19 protein-coding genes are annotated in these 19,905 nt (G+C 54.7%); 13 read left to right on the plus strand and 6 right to left on the minus strand.

Annotated features, from left to right (window positions below; genetic code table 11):
• Positions 1-66: 66 nt before the first annotated feature.
• Positions 67-834, minus strand: a complete 768-nt coding sequence (locus ACMTNU_RS07900) for an outer membrane beta-barrel protein (protein ID WP_413934690.1) — start codon at positions 832-834, stop codon at positions 67-69.
• A 262-nt stretch (positions 835-1,096) separates the two neighbouring features.
• Here ACMTNU_RS07900 and ACMTNU_RS07905 point away from each other — a divergent pair, with 262 nt between their 5' ends.
• Positions 1,097-2,113 (plus strand): NAD(P)H-dependent glycerol-3-phosphate dehydrogenase, encoded by a 1,017-nt coding sequence (locus ACMTNU_RS07905; protein WP_413934691.1) that lies wholly within the window; start codon positions 1,097-1,099, stop codon positions 2,111-2,113.
• 2 nt (positions 2,114-2,115) lie between these two features.
• The gene (gene larB / locus ACMTNU_RS07910; protein WP_413934838.1) at positions 2,116-2,880 is read left to right on the plus strand and encodes a nickel pincer cofactor biosynthesis protein LarB; all 765 of its coding nucleotides are present in this window, start codon (positions 2,116-2,118) and stop codon (positions 2,878-2,880) included.
• Positions 2,881-2,894: 14 nt separating this feature from the next.
• Here the strand turns inward: larB and ACMTNU_RS07915 are convergent, their stop codons facing one another.
• Positions 2,895-3,341 carry a hypothetical protein gene (locus tag ACMTNU_RS07915; protein WP_413934692.1) on the minus strand — a complete coding sequence of 149 codons (447 nt, stop codon included), beginning with the start codon at positions 3,339-3,341 and terminating at the stop codon, positions 2,895-2,897.
• 281 nt (positions 3,342-3,622) lie between these two features.
• Between ACMTNU_RS07915 and larC the strand changes: the two genes are divergently transcribed.
• Genes larC through rsmA form a run of 5 tightly spaced genes read left to right on the plus strand, consistent with a single transcriptional unit; the run spans position 3,623 to position 7,996 of the window.
• Positions 3,623-4,828: a nickel pincer cofactor biosynthesis protein LarC gene (gene larC, locus ACMTNU_RS07920; protein ID WP_413934693.1), complete on the plus strand. Its 1,206-nt coding sequence runs from the start codon at positions 3,623-3,625 to the stop codon at positions 4,826-4,828.
• Entirely contained in the window at positions 4,825-5,826 is a 1,002-nt protein-coding gene (locus tag ACMTNU_RS07925) for a sodium:calcium antiporter (protein WP_413934694.1), read from the plus strand. The genes larC and ACMTNU_RS07925 overlap by 4 nt, the downstream gene beginning before the upstream one ends.
• Positions 5,827-5,884: 58 nt before the next feature.
• Positions 5,885-6,883, plus strand: coding sequence for a 4-hydroxythreonine-4-phosphate dehydrogenase PdxA (gene pdxA, locus ACMTNU_RS07930; protein WP_413934695.1), 999 nt, complete (start codon positions 5,885-5,887; stop codon positions 6,881-6,883).
• Entirely contained in the window at positions 6,873-7,190 is a 318-nt protein-coding gene (locus tag ACMTNU_RS07935) for a hypothetical protein (protein ID WP_413934696.1), read from the plus strand. Before pdxA ends, ACMTNU_RS07935 begins: the two co-directional genes overlap by 11 nt.
• Positions 7,191-7,192: 2 nt before the next feature.
• Entirely contained in the window at positions 7,193-7,996 is an 804-nt protein-coding gene (gene rsmA / locus ACMTNU_RS07940) for a 16S rRNA (adenine(1518)-N(6)/adenine(1519)-N(6))-dimethyltransferase RsmA (RefSeq protein ID WP_413934697.1), read from the plus strand.
• A gap of 184 nt (positions 7,997-8,180) precedes the next feature.
• Here rsmA and ACMTNU_RS07945 read toward each other — a convergent pair whose 3' ends face one another.
• Positions 8,181-8,822 (minus strand): OmpA family protein, encoded by a 642-nt coding sequence (locus ACMTNU_RS07945; RefSeq protein ID WP_413934698.1) that lies wholly within the window; start codon positions 8,820-8,822, stop codon positions 8,181-8,183.
• A 15-nt stretch (positions 8,823-8,837) separates the two neighbouring features.
• Positions 8,838-10,055 carry a hypothetical protein gene (locus tag ACMTNU_RS07950; RefSeq protein ID WP_413934699.1) on the minus strand — a complete coding sequence of 406 codons (1,218 nt, stop codon included), beginning with the start codon at positions 10,053-10,055 and terminating at the stop codon, positions 8,838-8,840.
• 266 nt (positions 10,056-10,321) lie between these two features.
• Between ACMTNU_RS07950 and ACMTNU_RS07955 the strand changes: the two genes are divergently transcribed.
• The 3 genes from ACMTNU_RS07955 (at position 10,322) to ybgF (ending at position 13,307) form a co-directional block, all read left to right on the plus strand.
• The gene (locus tag ACMTNU_RS07955; protein ID WP_413934700.1) at positions 10,322-10,519 is read left to right on the plus strand and encodes a hypothetical protein; all 198 of its coding nucleotides are present in this window, start codon (positions 10,322-10,324) and stop codon (positions 10,517-10,519) included.
• 892 nt (positions 10,520-11,411) lie between these two features.
• Positions 11,412-12,335, plus strand: coding sequence for a diguanylate cyclase domain-containing protein (locus tag ACMTNU_RS07960; RefSeq protein WP_413934701.1), 924 nt, complete (start codon positions 11,412-11,414; stop codon positions 12,333-12,335).
• Between the two features lie 450 nt (positions 12,336-12,785).
• Entirely contained in the window at positions 12,786-13,307 is a 522-nt protein-coding gene (ybgF, locus tag ACMTNU_RS07965) for a tol-pal system protein YbgF (protein ID WP_413934702.1), read from the plus strand.
• Between the two features lie 121 nt (positions 13,308-13,428).
• Here the strand turns inward: ybgF and ACMTNU_RS07970 are convergent, their stop codons facing one another.
• Both ACMTNU_RS07970 and ACMTNU_RS07975 read right to left on the minus strand, forming a co-directional pair.
• The gene (locus tag ACMTNU_RS07970; RefSeq protein ID WP_413934703.1) at positions 13,429-13,938 is read right to left on the minus strand and encodes a DUF2726 domain-containing protein; all 510 of its coding nucleotides are present in this window, start codon (positions 13,936-13,938) and stop codon (positions 13,429-13,431) included.
• A 6-nt stretch (positions 13,939-13,944) separates the two neighbouring features.
• On the minus strand, positions 13,945-15,135 hold the full coding sequence (locus ACMTNU_RS07975; RefSeq protein WP_413934704.1) for an anhydro-N-acetylmuramic acid kinase: 1,191 nt from the start codon (positions 15,133-15,135) through the stop codon (positions 13,945-13,947).
• A 262-nt stretch (positions 15,136-15,397) separates the two neighbouring features.
• Here ACMTNU_RS07975 and ACMTNU_RS07980 point away from each other — a divergent pair, with 262 nt between their 5' ends.
• The 3 genes from ACMTNU_RS07980 to ACMTNU_RS07990 all read left to right on the plus strand — a co-directional run bounded on the left by ACMTNU_RS07980 (position 15,398) and on the right by ACMTNU_RS07990 (position 19,884).
• A complete protein-coding gene (locus ACMTNU_RS07980; RefSeq protein WP_413934705.1) occupies positions 15,398-16,339 on the plus strand; it encodes a metal ABC transporter substrate-binding protein in 942 nt (313 codons plus the stop codon).
• Between the two features lie 22 nt (positions 16,340-16,361).
• Entirely contained in the window at positions 16,362-17,180 is an 819-nt protein-coding gene (locus ACMTNU_RS07985) for a metal ABC transporter ATP-binding protein (protein WP_413934706.1), read from the plus strand.
• A 103-nt stretch (positions 17,181-17,283) separates the two neighbouring features.
• Positions 17,284-19,884 (plus strand): Ig-like domain-containing protein, encoded by a 2,601-nt coding sequence (locus ACMTNU_RS07990; RefSeq protein WP_413934707.1) that lies wholly within the window; start codon positions 17,284-17,286, stop codon positions 19,882-19,884.
• Positions 19,885-19,905: the final 21 nt, after the last annotated feature.

Genomic DNA, 19,905 nt, shown 5'->3' on the forward strand with positions numbered 1-19,905 from the left:
ATAGGCGTTCCCAGTAGATCACCTACATACATGGGAATGCCCCCGAGATGCTAGCCCGCTGAGTCGTTAGAAATGATAGCCCACCCCAAAGGAAAAGATGATCGGATTATACGTTGCCGTAAAGCCAAAGCCTCCGGCTTCAGTTGCGTCAAAGTCGAACCGCGTGTAATTGTACCGTACCTCGCCATATCCTGAGATATGCTCCGTAAAGAAGTATTCGCCACCCAGTTTTACGTTGAGCCCAACCTTCGTTGAACTCTGTGTCCCCTGAAATCCAACCTCTGTCGTCTCGATTCGAGACAAGAATATCGCTGGCCCCACGCCGACATACGGCTGAAATCGTGCCTTGTTATAACGCAACATGAGATTAAACGGTGCTATAGTGATCACTCGAAAATAGTCGCCCGGAAAGACGTTCGTCACACTCCCACTCGTGACTGAACCTCCGACGACGACGGTTCCGGGAAGAATACTGACTCTCGTTGGTCCCTGCTCAATGTGGGGGGTGCTGTAGTAGGCTTCCAGTTCCAGCCCAAACCAGTTCACCTTTGGAAAGTAGTACCCAATCTTCCCACCCCACACGGGAGAACTAGCCAGATCACGCCCTGACATTGACCCCCGTGGAGTGAGAAAGGATCCGGGGGGCGCACTGAGATCGGTGATCTCAACTCTCGTGAGCTTGTTGTTGTCGCCAAAGAACGTCGTTCCAACTTGTCCACCAATGTACATTTCTGAATAGGCGCTGGAGACGTTCAAAGACATCAGAAGAACTGTAAGCCACAGCGCTCGCCTCCCGATTCCTGATCCAATTTCCCTCACAATCCCTGGTTTCATCACCACTTCCTCCTGATCACCGCGTTCGTCGCAATGCCCGATCCGCTGGTTTGATTCGGTCGCGTCAACCCATGCACCAAATCCTCACGAAGCAGCCCGGCAGATTTCATGCCACGTCACAAGAGATTGATTCCACTGCCTCCCTAGCGAATTTTGAGAACGGAAACCCCTATCCCATTCGTTGACAGGTTCTTGAGGCCGTTCCTATAATCGGCCCCCACAAGTGTTCTTGGTGATCATGTGGAGATCAGACTGAGTTCTTATGCCTGGTTCCATCAGCAAGATGAGTGTGATCGGTGCAGGGGCTTGGGGTACCGCCCTGGCCAAACATCTGGCCGAGAAGGGAATTGAGATACGTCTCTGGGCCTATGAACGGGACGTCGTTCACGCCATCAACACCTCTCAGGAAAACCCGATTTTTCTCAAGGGTGTCGCTCTCCCGCGCGCGTTGATCGCCACCTCATCTTTGGAAGAAGCAGCGCGTTCGTGTGACGGACTGGTGTTTGCCGTGCCTTCCCATGCCACGCGATCCGTGCTTCAAAAGCTAAGACTTTTCCTATCCAGTCCCATTCCCTTGATCTGTGCGACCAAGGGCATCGAAGAAGACACGGCCAAGTTGATGACACAGGTGATGGAGGACGAATTACCACCCTCCATGCACGACACCCTGATGGTGCTCTCAGGACCCAGCTTTGCCGCTGAGCTGAGCGCGGGTCTCCCTACCGCCGTGTGCCTCGCAGGCAGGGACTCGCAGCTCGTTCGGCGGTTTCAGAACGCGTTGATGACCCCGGTATTGCGCGTGTATGCCGACAGCGATCTCCTGGGCGTCCAGCTGGGAGGGGCCTTGAAGAATGTGATGGCGCTGGCCGCCGGCGTCATCGATGGTCTGGAGCTCGGACTGAATGCTCGTGCTGCCCTCATCACCCGTGGGTTGGCAGAAACCATTCGGCTCGGTGTCGCGATGGGAGCGGATCCTCGTACATTCTATGGACTCTCCGGCGTTGGTGATTTGGTCTTGACCTGCACCGGGACGCTGAGTCGCAATCATTCCGTGGGTGTACGCCTCGCCAAAGGTGAACGACTCGAGACAATCATCAACGGGATGCAGGCCGTCGCCGAGGGCGTCAGAACCGCTCGCGCCGCGTTCACCCTGGCCTTGCGCCACCAGGTTGAGATGCCCATCATTCGAGAGATCAACGCCGTCCTCTATGAGAATAAGTCCTGTCGCCAGGCGGTCAGTGATCTGATGGAGCGGGATGCCAAATTGGAAAAGGGATGAACATGATTGCAGAAGGGCTTGAACAGTTACTTCGACAGATTCACGCGGGGCAGCTGACCGTAGAACAGGGACTCCAGCGCCTGCGATCTCTCCCGTTTGAAGATCTCGGTTTTGCGTCCCTTGATCACCATCGGTCGCTCCGGCAGGGATTTCCCGAAGTCGTGCTCTGCGAAGGGAAAACCACCCAACAGGTCGCGGTGATTGCACGGGCCTTGATCAAAAAAGGAGGCCCGTTCCTCGCCACCCGTGCGGAGCCCACAATCGCCCGGGCGATTCGCCGCCTCGATCGTCGGGCGCGGTACTATCCGGACGCACGTCTTGTCGCGATCCATCCGGCACGGCAAAAGGCGCAAGGCCACATCCTAGTGGTGACCGCCGGCACAGCCGATGTCCCGGTCGCGGAAGAGGCCCGCATCACCGCTGAAGTGATGGGGAGTCATGTTGAACGCCTCTACGACGTTGGCGTTGCGGGCATCCATCGTCTCCTTGGGAAGAAAGACCGCCTGTTTGATGCCCGGGTCATTGTCGTGGTTGCCGGAATGGACGGCGTCTTGCCCAGTGTCGTAGGGGGACTTGTTCACTGTCCGGTTATCGCCGTCCCGACGAGCCGAGGGTATGGAGCTAGTTTCGGCGGAGTGGCTGCATTGTTGACGATGCTCAACTCCTGCGCGGCAGGTGTGGGGGTCATGAATATCGACAACGGCTTCGGCGCCGCCTGTCTCGCACATCGGATCAACATGCTCGGAGTGAAGAGCGGCCGGCCATGAGCTGATCGGAGAGATCAGTTGACTTCGAGGGTGCCCCGTTTCGGCCAAGCGACCGTCAACGTCCGAAGCCCCTTTTCACCGTTGGCTAGCAATTTTGTCCGCACTTCATACGCATAGGTCCCTGCCCCGGCAACCTGCTTACGATGGTCCTGGCCATCCCACTGAAGTTCGACCACTACCTTAGGGCGCTCCTGCTCTCCATTCCTCGTCGACGTGATTGGAATAGGCTGTCGATGCGTCAGAAACCGAAGTGAGGTTTTGGATGGAGAACTGATGAGGGAGGTGACTTCCAGAATCAGAGCTCGATCGATTTCCCTCGGAAGCTGAACCGTTACTGAGAACTGAACCGGCCCATTGCCCTGCGTATAGGGCATCGGAGCAATATTGAGATCGATGATCTTGAGCTCAGGTTCTGGCCTTGGAGCACGGGATGGCTTGTCCTTTGCAAAACTCTCAGTCAAAGGAAAGCCGGCCACAACACTGTACAAACAGAGTAGCCCGAGCGTCAGTCCTCTACATCGTTGTCGGTGTGATCTTGTGAACAACAGAACACCTGCCTTCGGCAAAAATATGTGATGGATCCACAGTGACTCACAGTCACCACAAGCAACTCATCGTTTAATGGGGGATAACATAGCCTCCAGGAGCTGTCAACGAAGCATCAACAATGAACCAGTGATTGCCGTTCGGCCAGACCTTCGGTAAGATGTGCGGTCTTTTTCATTGTTGACTAAGGAGAGGCGTGGGCCGACATCTGCATTTCGATTGTTTTTCTGGCGTGAGCGGGGACATGGTCTTGGGCGCATTGGTCAGCGCAGGGCTGCCATGGGCCGACCTCGTGAACGGCCTTAATCGGCTGAAGCTATCCGGCTACACATTGCGGAAACGGGCGGTCCATCGTGGCGCGCTTCATGCCGTGAAGGTCGACGTGTTGATCCAACAGGGGTTTCATCGGCCTCTGACGCTCTCCCGTATTCGAAGTATTATTATGCGCAGCACACTCCCAAGTCCGGTCAAAGCACGCAGCCTCTCCGTCTTCGACCGATTGGCTGACGCAGAAGGACTGGCCCATCAGGTCCCGGCGAAAGACGTGCACTTTCATGAAGTGGGAGTCGTCGATTCATTCATCGACGTGGTGGGAGGCGTACTCGGCTGCTACCTCCTGAATGTGACCCGTGCGACCTCCTCCCCGATCAATGTGGGAGCCGGTTCGATTCAAACGTCCCATGGTCGACTACCTGTGCCAGGGCCAGCTGTAACGGCATTAGCCGAAGGCATTCCCGTCTATTCCGATGGCCCATCGCACGAACTTGCCACACCCACCGGCGTGGCATTGGTGCGGACGTTGGCGTCGGAGTTCGGCCCCCTGCCGGTCATGCGCAGTGTCGCAGTTGGATATGGGGCCGGAGACCGTGATCCACAAGACTGGCCAAATGTGCTGCGCGTATTTCTGCAAGATGACTCGGCACCTGAGACCTATCACACTGAGCGCATCATGCAAATTGAGACGAATCTCGACGACCTGAATCCGCAGATTTACGAGCACGTCATGGAGCAACTTTTTGAACTTGGAGCCGTCGACGTGGCCCTGATTCCCGTTGTTATGAAAAAAAGTCGCCCTGGAGTGTTACTGACCTGCCTCACTCCGAAGGAACGGACAAACGCGGTGCTTGAGATTCTCTTCCAGGAAACACCCACGCTCGGCGTGCGACTACAGGAAGTCACTCGCCAGATCCTCCCGCGTCGTATTGTTCCAGTCTCAATACGGGGAGGAACCGTTCGCATGAAGGTGGCCGATCTGGGTGCGGGCTGGGACAAGGCGGCACCGGAATATGTCGACTGTCAATCTATTGCGAGACGATCCGGTCGTCCGCTCAAGACCGTCATGGAGGAAGCTTTGCACGCCTATCAACAAGCGAGCCAGAAGAAATTGCGGGGCCGCGCATGAGCACCTTGTACTACATTCTCCTGTTCCTGGTCTCTGTTGTAGTGACACTGGGTGGATGTGCACTGTTCACAAATGCAATCGAATGGCTGGGTAAACGCCTCGGCATTTCCGAAGGGGCGGTTGGGAGTATCTTCGCAGCCATCGGCACCACCCTGCCTGAAACCTCGATTCCGATCATTGCCATTTTCTTCGGCGAAAGCCCCGAGGAGATCGATGTCGGATTAGGCGCCATCCTCGGTGCACCGTTTATGCTCAGCACACTGGTGCTGCCGATCCTGGCGCTGTTAGTAGTGCTGTACGCACGCGCAGGCAAACGGACCGGACAATTTCATCTTAACTACCGCGATGTCCTCACGGACCTGACCTTCTTTATGATCGGCTACCTGGTGGCACTGGGGTGCGCCTTTGAACGATCGAGACTGATCCATCTGATCGCCGCAGGGGGATTGATCTGTTTGTACATCTACTACATGAAACTGAAGTTTGCACCGGCCGAAGCAGGGGAAGGTGGTGAGCTGGACCCTCTCATCTTTGATAAAACGGCAACAACCCCCTCCCATCTGATGATCGCATTTCAAGCCTTGTTAGGGTTGGGAGGCTTGATCTTGGGCGCTCATTTGTTCGTGATGGCAGCGGAATCGATGGCAGGATTGTTCTCTATGTCGCCGCTGATTTTGACGCTCCTCATCGCGCCATTGGCCACTGAACTCCCGGAAATGTCCAATAGCTTTCTGTGGCTGTATCGGAAGAAAGACAAGCTCGCCGTGGCCAATGTGACGGGTGCCATGGTGTTTCAAGGCACACTCCCCGTCTCACTCGGGCTGATCGGAACTGAATGGGTCATCGCTCCCTCGGCGTTGACAACCATGGTCTTGGCGGTACAGGCAGTAGGGCTCTGCCTCCTTCAGATTCTGCTTGGAGGGCGTTGGCGACCGTGGTTGCTGGGGGCTGGCGCTCTCTTCTATATCGGCTATACCATCTACCTCTATGCCAGCTAGAACCAACCCAATTCGAAGAGTCTCGACCTCCTCATCACTCCCATTGCTTGGAATCACGATGGGAGACCCGGCAGGCATTGGCCCAGAAGTGATCGCTAAAGCTCTGTCCGGAGGACGGCTGCACAAAATTTGCCGACCCCTGGTGATCGGGTCGCTTTCTGTCATGATTCGTACCGTTAAGACGCTGCGACTCAAACTGACTGTCCTCCCCATCGATGGCCATGAAACGCCAGCGCCCCGCCCAGGCACCGTGGCCCTCCTGGACCCACTGAGCACCCCATTGGGCCGATTTACACCGGGCCTTGCCGCGGCTGAAACCGGTGCGGCGTCAGTCACCTTCATTAAGAAAGCCGTAGAACTCGCCCAATTGGGCTGCCTCGATGGGATCGTGACCGCGCCGATCAATAAAGAAGCCATCAACATGGCGGGCTGCCGATACCCTGGACACACCGAATTATTGGCCGACCTGACCCGGGCGAAGGAATCCGGCATGATGATCGTAGGCGGCCCATTGCGGATCATGTTCGTCACGACACATGTCGCAATTAAAGAGCTTCCGACGTTGCTGACTCAAGCGAGGATTGAAAAAACGATCCGGTTGGCTCACATGGCACTCACCACGTTATTTGGAGTCAAACGACCGAAGATCGGAGTGGCCGCACTGAATCCGCATGCGGGCGAACATGGCCTATTCGGAAATGAGGAAGCTCGCGTCATTCTTCCGGCAGCCCGGACAGCCCAAGCGCAGGGCATTCTTGCTAGTGATCCATTGCCCGCCGACACGCTGTTTGGAAAGGCCGCAAAGGGACAGTATGACGGGATTGTGGCCTTGTACCATGACCAGGGCTTGATTCCGCTGAAGCTCGTGGCGTTCGGCACCTGCGTGAATCTCACCGTCGGCTTGCCCATCATTCGCACGTCCGTCGACCATGGAACCGCCTTCGACATTGTGGGGAAAAGAGTGGCCGACCCGGGAAGCCTAATCGAAGCGGTCACCTTGGCGGCACGAATCGCTCAGCGACGTGTCAAGAAAGGGCGTGCTCACCATGCCACTTGATCGCGCGACGCAGTTGACCACCATTCGACAACAGATCGCGGAACTGGATGCGCTTGCGCAACAAACCTGTCAGGACCTGAATACCGTGGCGGGAACAGAACGAGTCGCAAAGTGGAAATCACGCACCATCGCACTGCTCACCGCGACGGTCGGCGAGGTAGACGGGCACACGTTCGCCCGTATCCAACCAGGACCATCCTTCACCAACGACTTGCTTGAAGAGTTTACTGATCTCGTGGAGTGTTACCGTACGCCGCTGGTTCGCCTCCTCGACAAACTCGCTCGTTCATCTTCGCCCGGGAGTTGAGGGTGGATTCAGCATCTCCTCCCGCGGCGATCAGGCGGCTTGGACAAAATTTTCTTGTGGACCCGAACATCGTTCGCAAGATCGTCGCACTCGCGGAACTTTCATCCGCTGATACCGTCCTCGAGATCGGCCCGGGCCGGGGCTTCCTGACGGAAGCCCTGTGCCGAGCCGCCGGCCACATCACCGCCATTGAGGTTGATCCTCGTCTCCACACGTTTCTAGCTGAACGAACCGCGCATCTTGCGAATTTAACCCTCCTGCTCGGCGATGCCCTGACCTGTTCGATCGAACACTTACCGATCGGGACCATCGTCGTCGCCAATCTCCCCTACTATATTTCCACTCCGCTCTTATTTCGGCTCCTGTCTCAAGGCAATCGTTTCGCCCGCATGGTCCTAATGCTTCAAAACGAAGTCGCGGACCGTCTTATTGCAAAACCTGGGAGTTCAGATTACGGTGTCCTCTCTGTGATGGCCCAATACTCCGCAAATATTTCAAAGGCATTCAAAGTTTCTCCGCAGTGCTTCCGCCCTCGACCCGAAGTTGATTCAGCTGTTGTGCTGCTGCATGCACTCGAACCGCGAGTGCGCCATCCTGAAGCGGAGCGACGGTTCACCACGCTTGTACGAGCCGCGTTCGCTCACCGACGGAAGACACTCGTGAACTCACTTCGGAACGAAGGGTATGATTCGAAGCTTGTCGAAACAGCCCTGGCAACACTTCACCTCCCACCCTCGCTTCGCGCTGAAACCCTTCCTTTGGAACAGTTTCTCGAGTTAGCCCGTTGCATGGAGGATGTGACGTAACCGGTATCCTGTACCTCAAAGTGAGACGATACTGATGACGGCATCATTCCCAAGCACCGTACAAACTCACTCACCCGCAAAAGGAATGTCCTGAAGGTATGGCAGGCTGTCGAAGCCCATTCCAAAGCGCACCCCATCTCCACCACGTGGCAGCCATGAGCGACGTTCAATTGGTTCGCGGCGTTTACTGAGGGCGCAAGTGTATTTTGAACATCACCCGGCGGCTCCGCTCCCGATCCAGGCCTCCTGCATCGTCCCGTAGAAGATTCTGTCTCCCACGACCATTCGCCGTCGCCTTTTGTAGAAAACATTCGTAGGCCCAGGGAAGCTTCTCTCGGACGATCTCCACGCTCTTGGCCAGTACGGCGAACGATCGCTCCTGGCTTAATCGCAAATTGCGGAGGTCGTCTCCGAGATCATCGGTGTATCCCTCTATGACAAAAGCTTCCACTTCTTTGCCTCCTTGGGCACATACCATAGCGGCATAGTGTGGCATCGTCTCCGACAAGAAGGCCTCCGCAGGCGGAAGTAACCTGCTCTCCCCAAAGTCAAAGCTGAGCGCAACGTCCGGTATACTGACAGACAAAACATCTGGTTTGTGGGCTTCATGCTGGAGAAACGGACGGTCAAGGTTCTGTCGTTCTTCCCTTGGAGATGAAAGACCCTCTGCATGACTTTCCTGGCTCTCGTGAACCCGGCTCACATAGGCGGCGAACAGAAGGATGAAGATCACGGCGAGCGAGGTCATGAGATCGGTCACCCCACTAAACACAACCGACGGCGAGACGGAAGATTCCCGTGCCAGTGACAGTTTGCGATGTCTCATTTATCCACTCTCGCGTTACTCCTGATGAGGCGTGCTGTTCCCACTGCTCCCCCTCTTGACAGAGGAAGTATCAGGTACTGCCACTCCATGGGTCTTCAGCTCCTGAAATATGGTTTCCATTTCTGTTTTTGAGAGCTGGACCGGAAGCGCCTGACCTTTCATGGTTCGGTTGAGATCCTGGATCGCATCTACCAGAGGCTGAGTCACCCGCTTCAATGCTTTTTGAACCTCATGACCAATCTCTCCTGGAAGATCGTCGACCGTTGAACTACGTTGAGTCGCACTCATCGCGGTGAGAGACTCTGACACCTTCGTCAAGGCGGCTACTGCCGTACCGAGTCGATGGTGTACGACTTCAGCCAATTGTTTGTCACCGTCGCTCCGAGTAGGACCGACGATGGGTGACACATGCCCGGTCTGCACCGCTAAAGACTGGGCATGTTGACCCACGATCCGTTGAGGAAACACTTCATCGAGCAGCGAGAGACACCGTCGATGTCGGTTGCTCAGGCGATACCAAACGGAGTTTTCCAAAAGAGTGAACGCATTCGCACAAGCCAAACCGGCAATGGATGTGACAAACTTTCCCGAGAGCCCGTTAATGAGACCCGTGATGCCTTCAACCTGCGAGCCGTTTGCATGAAGTTTGCTCAGACCGATAAGAATCGCCAGAAACGTGAACGTCAGTCCAATACCGGTCAGGAATGACGGGAGTTGCCGATAGAACCCGACGTTGAGGTATTCCGCCATGGAGGCCTCAAAGGAGAAGTATTCTGCCGCCGATTTTTGCGCAGAGACCGTCGGATCGAGAAACCAGGCCGACTGTTCGATGGCGAAGGTCTTTCGGTAGGAAAGCCACTCTGCAGCAAATGCCGGTTCCGCACGCATGGCCCGATCCAACACGTGGAGATCATCGAGATCGCGTTGTGACTGTGGCGACTCGTCTGAACGCGGCCTTGTTCTCCCCAACGTCAGTGTGACAATCCACTCCTTTGACCATTGCCGGCGTGCGACGAGAAGGCTCGACACCTGTGATTGCACTCGACACAATGCCTGTCGAATCCGCCAGGCTCCACGAAGGAGGACGGCTCCATGCCAGCCGCACATGGCAAGAATCCCCGCCATGCCGATCCAGCTCAGTACTGGACTGGACAATCCGCCGATGATGGCTACATCCTGAGTGACGAATTCCCATAAGCCGTTTGCCGTCTTCCACCCATTTGTCGCATCCATTTGGCCGCACCCCTATCCAGACACGGAACCCAGGGATAACCAGACCAGTCAGCTCAACTTTCGTGCCAGCGGAGAACCACGGTTTATTGGGCATTCTCCACATGACCTGACAACACAGTCGGCACTTCCTGCCGAGCAGCTCGGCACGTTCTTCCAGGTTTAGGCATCGGTTTGAACATCGGGAAGGAGAAGAGTCCGTTACTTCCAGGCAGAGAGACCTTCGTGTATGATTGTCCCGTCGCCTCTGAGGTGATGGGAGATCAGCCATGCATTTTGTCCGTATCGGAAACCGCGCCATCAACCTGGACTTGGTTTCTCATTGTGAAGTTCAAGCCTGGCACGATACGGTGTCGGTCAAGGTGTTTATGACCGGCACCGCGAATAATACCCCGGTGGTGCTGAACGAAGAGGAAGCGAAGCTGTTCTGGAAGTACATGGAGTATGTCGCGGAGAAGCCGGTTTAACCTATCGTACCGTTCGAGTCGTTACTCCCTCTCTTTTCCTCCCGTCAGCGATCATACAGAAGTAGTTGTCCCGTCTCTTTCATGGTCGTTGATGAGGAATTGCCCATAAAACAGGAGGATTCTTAACCTTTTGGATAGAGACCGATCGCGGCACATATCGAGTTGATTCACAGCTCCACATTCACCAGGATGACGATTCCACCGGCTTGCACGTGATAGATCTATCCGGTCGCTTGGTCCATTGCTTTCGTGGTATGGTTAAGCATGAGTAGTGATTCGACCTTCTGCAGGGCGTTCAGAGACGGCGAGTCTCATCTCCCGACGGCTTCGAGAAAAGGGCTCATTCGCCTCACCGGTCTTCTCTGCCTCTTCTTTGGCCTCACTGGGTGTATCAACGAATATTCTGTGCTCAGTGGCTCCGGTGTTCCCTTGCTGATTTCACGCCGTGGCTACTCCGCAGAGGATTGTACTGAAAAGGTGAAGGACGAGGCGGCTCGCATGGGTATGACATTGCGATATATTCACATCCGAGGGAATGACGTAGGCCGTTCACTTCTCTGGCCCTTTCAACCAGGGTATGCCTGTGAAGCGGCGTTTGGTCCTGAGCAACCCCCGATCGGAACATACCCAGGCCCGTTGCCTATCGGTTCTCGTGGATCGTGATCACGCGACTAAGCCTTGCTCCCCTCTCTCTCTAATCCATAGTCCCTTACTGCAGCTGCTCACGTTGATGTAGCGCTCTCGTCGGCCTGAGATTTGGTCCTCCTCCAATACCGTGTTGGCTGTCACCACTTCAACCATTTGCTTGTTGTATCAGAGCCTTACGCTATACTTGATACAGATCCACAGAATAAGTTGTAGGCAGTAAGCGGCTGGGCCACCCGGACTGGGCATGATCAAGATTCTCTTAGTTGAAGATAATGATGTCGATGCTCGTCTGACGCAGGATATCCTTGCAGAGTGGCATCTGGAAGAATTCAATATCACCCATGTGACACGCCTGAGTGAGGCCTTCCGCTATCTCGCTCGAGCTCGATTTGATGCTGTGCTCTTGGACCTTTCGCTCCCGGATGGGTCCGGGCTCTCAACGGTTCGGCAGATTCATGCGGCGAATCCGACCATCGCACTGATTGTACTCAGCGGGCTCAACGATCAAACGCTGGCCTTGCAAGCGGTCCAGAATGGCGCACAAGATTATCTCGTGAAGGGAGAAGGTCCGTCGGAACTCTTGGCCCGCTCAATCCATTACGCAATCGAACGGAAGCGTGCGGAAGCACGACTCACGTACCTTGCCCAGTACGATCAGCTGACCGGACTCGTGAACCGCAGCTTGTTCCGGGACCGACTCGTGCAAGCCATGGCACGAAGTAAGCGCCTCCAGCAGCCGCTGGGACTGATGCTGCTTGACCTGGATCGATTCAAGCCCGTGAACGATACGCTCGGCCACAGTGTCGGTGATCAACTGTTGAAAGTTGTGGCTGAACGACTCCATGAATGTGTTCGTGAAGTGGACACCGTCGCGCGCATGGGGGGAGATGAGTTTACCATCATCCTAGAAGGCTTGATGTGCGAGGAGGATATCTCATTGGTGGCCCAACGCATCACCACATCCCTCTCCGAACCGTTCGTCCTTGGCGAACACCAGGCCGTGATCAGCGTCAGTATCGGCATCACCATCTATCCGACCGACGACCATGATATCGATGAACTATTAGCACATGCGGATGCCGCAATGTACCGCGCGAAACAACAAGGCGGCAACTCGTTTCAGTTTCACATTCCTAACGATTCACCATCCTCGACATGTCAAGATTGATGGGTCGTCGTCTGTCACTGGCGCTCAGCCGTGCCTGTTCGCGAGCGCTCTCTTGGAAAAGACGCGGGGAGCTGAGCGGCCAATGACGGGCGAGTGAGGCGTTGACATCAATCGGGGTCCTAATGCGGCGGTTTGTCCATTGGATAACATCAGGACCAATGCATTGGACCAGCACGTGACAGGATACCGTTCGACATAGTGCACTCCCGGGAGAAGACCCTCTCCGGTCTTTGCACTGGTGATTACATCGTGGTGATCTGAGTAGGTAAACCATCTTGTACAATTCTGTGTCCTGCATACTCCGTTACCGACAATGTCCTTGTTTTCTCATGCAGAGGCTCACGCAAGGCCCTGTTTTTTCAGCGCTTCCCTCCCCCACTTCTCCATATGCTGGGCATACCGATTGCTTTACAACCCACTCGACTTTGGTTGAACCGATGGAGGCCTGATATGGCTGCGAGACAAGGTATTGGAATCCTCCTCATGCTCGTTATTGTTTTCTCAGCAGGTCAGCCATTTGCCGCCCCTGCGCAGCGTCAGGATGCACCCCGTCATCTCTATGATCGCATCATGGAGGAATTCAAACACCGCGACTACGAAGCGGCGATGGCCGGTTTTCGCCTGTTCATTGAGCTCCACGGTCAATCCGCACTGGCAGCCAACGCACAATACTGGATTGGAGAATGCCAGTTTCGTACTCGGCGATATCGAGACGCCCTACAGTCCTTCTACGACGTCGTGTCCAATTACCCGCTCAGCCCAAAGTTGGCCGCCTCGACTCTCAAGCTGGGCCAGACCTATATCAAACTGAGAGATCAAGAGAAGGCCCGTCTGATGTTCGATCGTGTTATCGATCAATATCCGGAAAGTCCCGAAGCAGAAGTTGCGCGCAAGGCGGTCGAAGCGCTGTCCCCCAGCGAAGAGCCCTCCACATCGTCACCGCAGCTCCAATCTGAGCGATCAAACGATTGACGGTTCCGAAGGAAGAGGCACTCGAAGCGCGAGCGAGGCAAGAGATCCCGGCAAAGATACCTCCCCACCATCATTGCCATTCCAACACCCGCCCCGTTGGACAACTCGATTGATACAGATCTTAATCCTCTGCAGTAAGTTCCAATCGAGTGGCGAGATGTGCGAGAGGGTACGTCCTCTTGGCCTGAAGCTTCCTCAGCTTGATCCCGGCCGTATCAAGCAAGGACTCGATGATTTGTTGTGATTCCACCTGATGAAGTTCATGGGATTGAGGTTCAATCTGCACCACCTGCTCAACTTGACGGGACCCTGGGTGCACCAACGCAAAGTCAACCCGCTTCAGAGCAAGATGACGGAGGACCTGGACTCGTTCCTTCCCCCCCGCATCGACCGTGAGAAATGAGCCGAGCGGCACCTTGGCAAAGACAAGATAGCGTTCTTGGACGACCATTCGCAGGAGGTTATAGAGCGCGACTTCGTCTTCAGCCAAGAGCGGAGTCGGGCTGAGGGTGACATCAGAAGGCATCATACTGCGGGACACCGCTTTCTTGCTTCGGCGCGTTTGTCTTCGATACCACCAGATACCGAAGATGATCAAGGTGAGAACCGTCACAAGCAGTAGAAGCTTCATCGTCGTTTACTTTCTCCGTCGACCCGGATGTAATCGCTCATACCATCCCGGCCCACTTGGAACAATACAACCCAACAGCCTGGGAGACGCGGCGCCTGTCACCGCCGGAACGTTCCCGCACTGCTCCATCACCGTTTGATAGGCCAAAATCGCAAAGGCCACCGACTCCAGCGCCTTACTATCCCAGCCGTGCGCCTCAAAGGTGGTGACCGGAACCGGAGCAAACACAGCCTTCAGATGCTCCATAATTGCCCGGTTTCTCACTCCGCCTCCGCCGACGATCACTTCATCGATCCCACCCTTGACCCAGCGCCGTGCCGTGCCAACGGCCTCAGCAGTCCATCGTGTACAGGTGGCCAACAGATCCTCGACCGATAGCTTGCGCGCCTGCGGCCAGCTGAGTAACTCCGTCTGCATGGCCTCCCCAAACATTTCCCGACCAGTCGATTTGGGAGGCGCCTGAGAGAGATAGGGATAGGCCAACAGTTTGGCCAACAATCGTGAATCGACTCGCCCCTTGGCCGCGAGGCGTCCATCACGGTCCATGGTGAAACGGCCATTCGTGCTCCGGAACATAATGCCATCCAGGACCATATTGGCCGGACCCGTGTCAAACGCCATCAACCCGTCTCCTCCGGCTCCACGCGGCAGGTAGGTGACATTGCTGATCCCCCCAAGGTTGACAATGAGTCGCCCCCGGCGGTGATGTTGAAACAGCAAGGCATGGATACCCGGCGTCAGCGGCGCTCCCTGTCCACCAGCGGCAATATCGCGGGGGCGAAAATTGGCGACCGTGGTAATTCCAGTCCTCTCAGCAATCACCGCAGGCTCGCCAATTTGGAGGGTAGACCGAATCGCCCCAACCCGCGTATCCTTAATTCCATTCGGCAGATGGTGCACAGTCTGGCCATGAGACCCGATAAGATCAACCTCTTCGGTTGTTAACTGAGCGGCTCGAATCGCTCCCAGCGCAGCATCAGCGAACCATTCCCCCAGCAGCGCATTCAGATGGCACAGATCGGCGACCGTCCCTGATACCGATGCGGAGAGCAGTCGCTGCTGGAGCGAGCGCGGATAGGGAAGCGAATAGAATGCTCCCATCTCCACCTCAAGTCGAGTTGCTTTCCGAACAATTGATACTAATGCGGCATCAACGCCATCGGCAGACGTTCCCGACATGAGCCCAACGACCTTCATGCGCGACATCCTTTCCTGACCATACCACGTCTCATGGGCTATGTGCGCTACGCTAATCGAACTCACGGAGATGGTCAAGGAGACGAATGGCCAGGGCCAATCAAGAGATTGCAAAAACCCATGAGTGTGGTTCCGGATTTGCTCGGCTCTCGACCATATGATCAAGTTGCCGCCTCATCCCGACACGGACTGTGCCCTGCTTGATGGACGCGCTTAAGATGGCGTTGACAGAGCGAAAACCTGGATGCTACGGTCGCCGCCGATGTTTCGTCTCACCTACAAATGCATGCGGGGTATTGGGTTTGCTCTCCTCACGCTTGTTATATGGTCTGCCTTCTTCATCCCAATAGTAAACGCTCGTGACCCAATTCCTATCGTCGTCACTATTCCCGTCTTAAGGGACCTGACCGAACAGGTCGGTGGCCCGTTTGTACAGGTGAAGTCTTTGCTGAGTGGCTATGAAAACGAACATACCTACTCCCCCAAACCCAGTGATTTGGTCGCGGTCCGCAAGGCTCACCTCCTGTTCGAGGTCGGCCTTGGGCTTGAAGTTTGGGTCACCTCGTTGGTGAAAAATGCCGGAAGTACCAGATTACGCGTCATCACAACATCCCAGGGCGTTGAGCTTCTTCCTGACGATGGAGAGGCCCACGAAGAGAGCCATCCGGGAACGCATGGCGCCGAATCTGGAGGGAATCCACATATTTGGTTGGATCCCGTGAATGTCAGCATCATGTTGCACCACATCACCCGGGCCCTCATCGACGTTGATCCGGTTCATGCAGCCGATTTTCAAGCAAATCAGGACGCCTATCTGCAACGACTTGCACACGTCCAACAGGAGCTGATGAAGCGCACTGAACGCCTCCCGGACCGGCGTTTCATCGCACATCATCCGGCTTGGCCCTACCTTGCCAAGCGATTTAGCTTTCAGATCGTCGACACGATCCATACCCAGTCCGGGACAGAACCCTCCGCCCTACACCTTCAGCAGTTGATTACGAAGATTAACAGCCATCATATTCGGGTCATCGCCTCAGAAGTTCAGCTGAGCCAACGGCTTCCGGAACTGCTGTCACGAGATACTAAAGCTCGTGTTGTTGTGCTGACCACGATGCCGGGTGGAATTCCGGGAACTGACAGTTACCTCGACATGCTTCGTTACAATGTGCTCCAATTAGTTGGCGCGTTGGAGTCCACCTAGCAGCCGCTCAGGAAATCCATTCATGTCTTCGGATAGAACAGAGGGATCCGTGTCTACCGGCCGCAGTCCGATTATCCATTTCGATCATGCATCCTTCGGTTTTCCTGGGCTGATTGCGCTCAAGGATATTTCCCTGCCCATTTACGACGGCGAGTTTGTTGGCGTGATCGGCCCAAACGGATCGGGTAAAACAACACTTTGCCGCGCCGTGTTAGGACTGCTTCCGCCGATGGAAGGCCACCTGCATATCTTTGATTGTGCCTGCAGCGAACTCCGCTGCCACCACCGGGCCCAGATCGGGTACCTTCCACAAAAGGGAGTGGTTGATCGCAACTTTCCTGTGACCGTTCTTGAGACCGTCATGATGGGACGTTATGGTGCCCTTGGACTGCTGAAGAGACCCGGGAAGAAGGATCGTCAGATCGCAATGGACGCCCTTGCGCAAGTTGACATGGCATCTCATAAAGATACGGCGCTCGGCCATCTATCCGGCGGGCAGCAGCAGCGAGTCTTTATTGCGAGGGCATTGGCACAGCAACCCAAAGTACTCATCCTTGATGAGCCCACAACCGGATTGGATATCACCATGCAGCACAACGTCATTGAGCTCGTCCAGCATCTTCATGACGAGCTCAAGCTGACCGTGCTGCTCATCACGCATGATATTAATATGATCCGGTCGAGAGTGGATCGACTCGTGCTCCTCAAAACCAGGCTCTACGCCGCCGGTCCCCCAGCCGAAGTCCTCAAGCCGGAGATCCTCCACCAAGTCTACGGGAAAGAACTTGTGATTACCGAGAAAGATCTCGTCATCGTCGAAGACTACCATCATCACCACTAGCCTAATTGGTGGTATCTCCCTACTTCTGAAGGCTGCTGTTCTATTGGCATAAGCTTAGGTACGAACCCTACAATAGCCTCCTTCATTCATGGGGGAGCCAATCATGAACCATGCTGTCCGTAGTCTACTCTTCTTCAGCTGCATAGCGTGTCTCGTAGCTTCTCTTTCAAGCTGCAGTAGTGGCGGCGGAGAGGGAGCACCTCCTCCTGCTTCGAACACACCACAGACCGTAGTTTCCGGAACGGTTCAGGCCCCAGGTGGACAAGTCGCCTTTTTCAAGAAGAACAACTTGGGAGATCTCTTTGTGTCAAAAGCCCATGCAGCATTGACTGGCCTCGTCGATGTTCCAGACAGCACCATCGTTCAACTGGCTAGACTTAATGCCAATGCGACGAACTTTAGCGTGCTCACGACAACGACGACCTCTGGAGGACGGTACTCCTTTAATCTCACTGCTCTAGGGTTGGAGCCCGCAAGTGATCTGATGGTGCGTGTGGCTGGCCCCGGCGGGAAAGAGATGCGATCTTTTGTTGTCGGCACTGTGACCGATATTAACCCAGCATCCGAAGCAGCCTATCAACTGGCAGTTCAATCGCTCAACGGTGGACCTATGAGCAATCTTACCCTTCAGGAGGCATCCGATATCAGCGGTGCAGTTGGATTGATCGGCGCCCTACAGAACCTTGGGACAGCAACATCAATTGACCAGGCTGTAGACCTCGTCAAGACCACAGTTGGAACTAATGCTCAGCTAACAGGATTTCTTGCTGCAGCTGCTACGAATGGACAAACGCCTCAAGGAACAGGAGACATCGGAAACTTTTTCCCTTTCGAACACGGGAACATTTGGCGATACCAGGGAGCAAGATCTATTTCAGGGTCACCCTCGGTAAACTATGAGACTAATATTCTTATCTCAGGACAGGGCCCTGCTCCCAACCATGGAGTGAATAGCACGATCTTTTCTGAAACCAACGACGAAGGAGAGAACAGAGCAGAAAAGAGCTACAGCGTAAAGGGAGTGACCGGTATCACTTCATACGGAAATGACGATCCTAACGACGATGTCACGCGACAATTAGCTCCGTACCAAGCCGTGCATTTCCCATTGGCAACCGGCACGACTACACTACTTTCTGAACGCACTGGCCTCGACTGGGGTAATGACGAAGATGGGGATGGGGCAAACGAGAGCTATACGCTCAAGCTTTCTCAAACAGGGCTCGGCATAGAAAGTATAACGGTTCCAGCTGGTACGTTTCCCCAAAGCCTACGCATGGAATTAAAGGCCGTGTTTATCGTGAGTTTCACAAAAGGTGGAGCCGCAACAGTCACACAAACCAACACCACGTGGCTCGTACCGGGGGTTGGCCAAGTTAAGGAGATCGTGGAAGCTCAGATTGAGGATGGGCCAGTTATTGCCTCCATCACAGAACAGTTACTTGGATATGTTGTCAATGGACAAGGAAGTGGTTTGCGAATTGAAATCACCCCCTCATCCGTCTCGCTTCCTGAGGGCCAAACGCTACAGCTACGCGCCACTGCGTTTGATCAAAGCAATAACCCCATTCCTGGAATTCAGTTTTTCTGGAAATCCGCTGACCCATCTGTTGCGAGTGTGTCAGAAACGGGTCTGGTTACAGCTGCTCAAATGGGCACAACCAATATTTCAGTTTTTGGCGGCAGCAATCTGGTCCCCGTGACCGTTAGCAATGTTCACACCCTGTCCATTGCCACCAATGATCTTGGCTACGACAGGATCTCTGGGAAGCTATACGCCTCCACCCCTGGAAGTCAGGGCAGCATCATTACGATAGACCCCGTAACTCGAGCACGAGGAACATCGGTCGTAGTCGGCAATGAGCCGAATAAGATTGCCATTTCTGATAACGGACAGTTCTTATATGTGAGTCTTGATAACGAAAGTACGATTCGAAGACTGAGCTTGCCTTCCTTGACGTCTAATTTAGTTATCCCATTAGGGACTCCGCCTTCTACAACTCCCCAGGAGTATCTATGCGGTAAGGACATTGATGTTCTACCGAGTAACGCTCGTGGTATTGTCGTGGCTCGGGCCAGGCACCTTGCATCCGGCTCATGCAATTTCAACGAAGCGTATGAGGCTGTCGTCTTTCAAGATGGGACTGAGCTCCCAAATACATCTGGTGCACAAGGGCCAGTATCCGTGCACTTTGTCGAATTTGGCGATTCTAGTGCTCTTTTATATGCCTTGGGAACATTCAGCCCCGGCTCACTTTCACGGATTTCGGTTACGCCTTCTGGGCTCTCGCTTATAGACTTCAGCCGGTTAGACAATTGGCCAGGTCGTGATTTTAAATACAGTAATGGTCGTATTTATACGGCAAGTGGATATGTACTCGATTCATTAACCTATAATGTTGTAGGCTCCTTTACTCGCGATGGGAATCCCTCCGGAGGAGGTTCTAGTGTCACAGTCGATCCTGTTTCTCACAAGGTGTTTTTCGTGACAGGAGGAGCCAATGATTCTACGGCATCTGTTCAGGTATATGATATGAGTTCTCTTGCGTTCCTCGGGTCCGTCGACATTCCTAATTTGGGTGTTCCGACCGTACCACAATTTACAAGGTACACTGGCCTCGTGCGATGGGGATCGAATGGGCTTGCCTTTCGAACATCATCACATACGGTGGTACTTCTCAAGTCTCCACTCGTTGGGCCTTAAGAGCAATGCTTGACCTCCTCG

This window comes from Nitrospira sp. BLG_1 (genome assembly GCF_047338595.1).
GTDB lineage: Bacteria > Nitrospirota > Nitrospiria > Nitrospirales > Nitrospiraceae > Nitrospira_D.

Excerpts from the sequence above, each read along its gene's own strand:
- ybgF (WP_413934702.1), top strand. The coding sequence starts at position 12,786 with ATGGCTGCGAGACAAGGTATTGGAATCCTCCTCATGCTCGTTATTGTT.
- ACMTNU_RS07980 (WP_413934705.1), top strand. The coding sequence starts at position 15,398 with ATGTTTCGTCTCACCTACAAATGCATGCGGGGTATTGGGTTTGCTCTC.
- ACMTNU_RS07905 (WP_413934691.1), top strand. The coding sequence starts at position 1,097 with ATGCCTGGTTCCATCAGCAAGATGAGTGTGATCGGTGCAGGGGCTTGG.
- ACMTNU_RS07925 (WP_413934694.1), top strand. The coding sequence starts at position 4,825 with ATGAGCACCTTGTACTACATTCTCCTGTTCCTGGTCTCTGTTGTAGTG.
- ACMTNU_RS07945 (WP_413934698.1), bottom strand. The coding sequence starts at position 8,822 with ATGAGACATCGCAAACTGTCACTGGCACGGGAATCTTCCGTCTCGCCG.
- ACMTNU_RS07975 (WP_413934704.1), bottom strand. The coding sequence starts at position 15,135 with ATGAAGGTCGTTGGGCTCATGTCGGGAACGTCTGCCGATGGCGTTGAT.
- ACMTNU_RS07990 (WP_413934707.1), top strand. The coding sequence starts at position 17,284 with ATGAACCATGCTGTCCGTAGTCTACTCTTCTTCAGCTGCATAGCGTGT.
- pdxA (WP_413934695.1), top strand. The coding sequence starts at position 5,885 with ATGGGAGACCCGGCAGGCATTGGCCCAGAAGTGATCGCTAAAGCTCTG.
- ACMTNU_RS07970 (WP_413934703.1), bottom strand. The coding sequence starts at position 13,938 with ATGAAGCTTCTACTGCTTGTGACGGTTCTCACCTTGATCATCTTCGGT.
- larB (WP_413934838.1), top strand. The coding sequence starts at position 2,116 with ATGATTGCAGAAGGGCTTGAACAGTTACTTCGACAGATTCACGCGGGG.
- ACMTNU_RS07900 (WP_413934690.1), bottom strand. The coding sequence starts at position 834 with ATGAAACCAGGGATTGTGAGGGAAATTGGATCAGGAATCGGGAGGCGA.
- ACMTNU_RS07955 (WP_413934700.1), top strand. The coding sequence starts at position 10,322 with ATGCATTTTGTCCGTATCGGAAACCGCGCCATCAACCTGGACTTGGTT.
- ACMTNU_RS07985 (WP_413934706.1), top strand. The coding sequence starts at position 16,362 with ATGTCTTCGGATAGAACAGAGGGATCCGTGTCTACCGGCCGCAGTCCG.
- ACMTNU_RS07950 (WP_413934699.1), bottom strand. The coding sequence starts at position 10,055 with ATGGATGCGACAAATGGGTGGAAGACGGCAAACGGCTTATGGGAATTC.
- ACMTNU_RS07935 (WP_413934696.1), top strand. The coding sequence starts at position 6,873 with ATGCCACTTGATCGCGCGACGCAGTTGACCACCATTCGACAACAGATC.
- ACMTNU_RS07960 (WP_413934701.1), top strand. The coding sequence starts at position 11,412 with ATGATCAAGATTCTCTTAGTTGAAGATAATGATGTCGATGCTCGTCTG.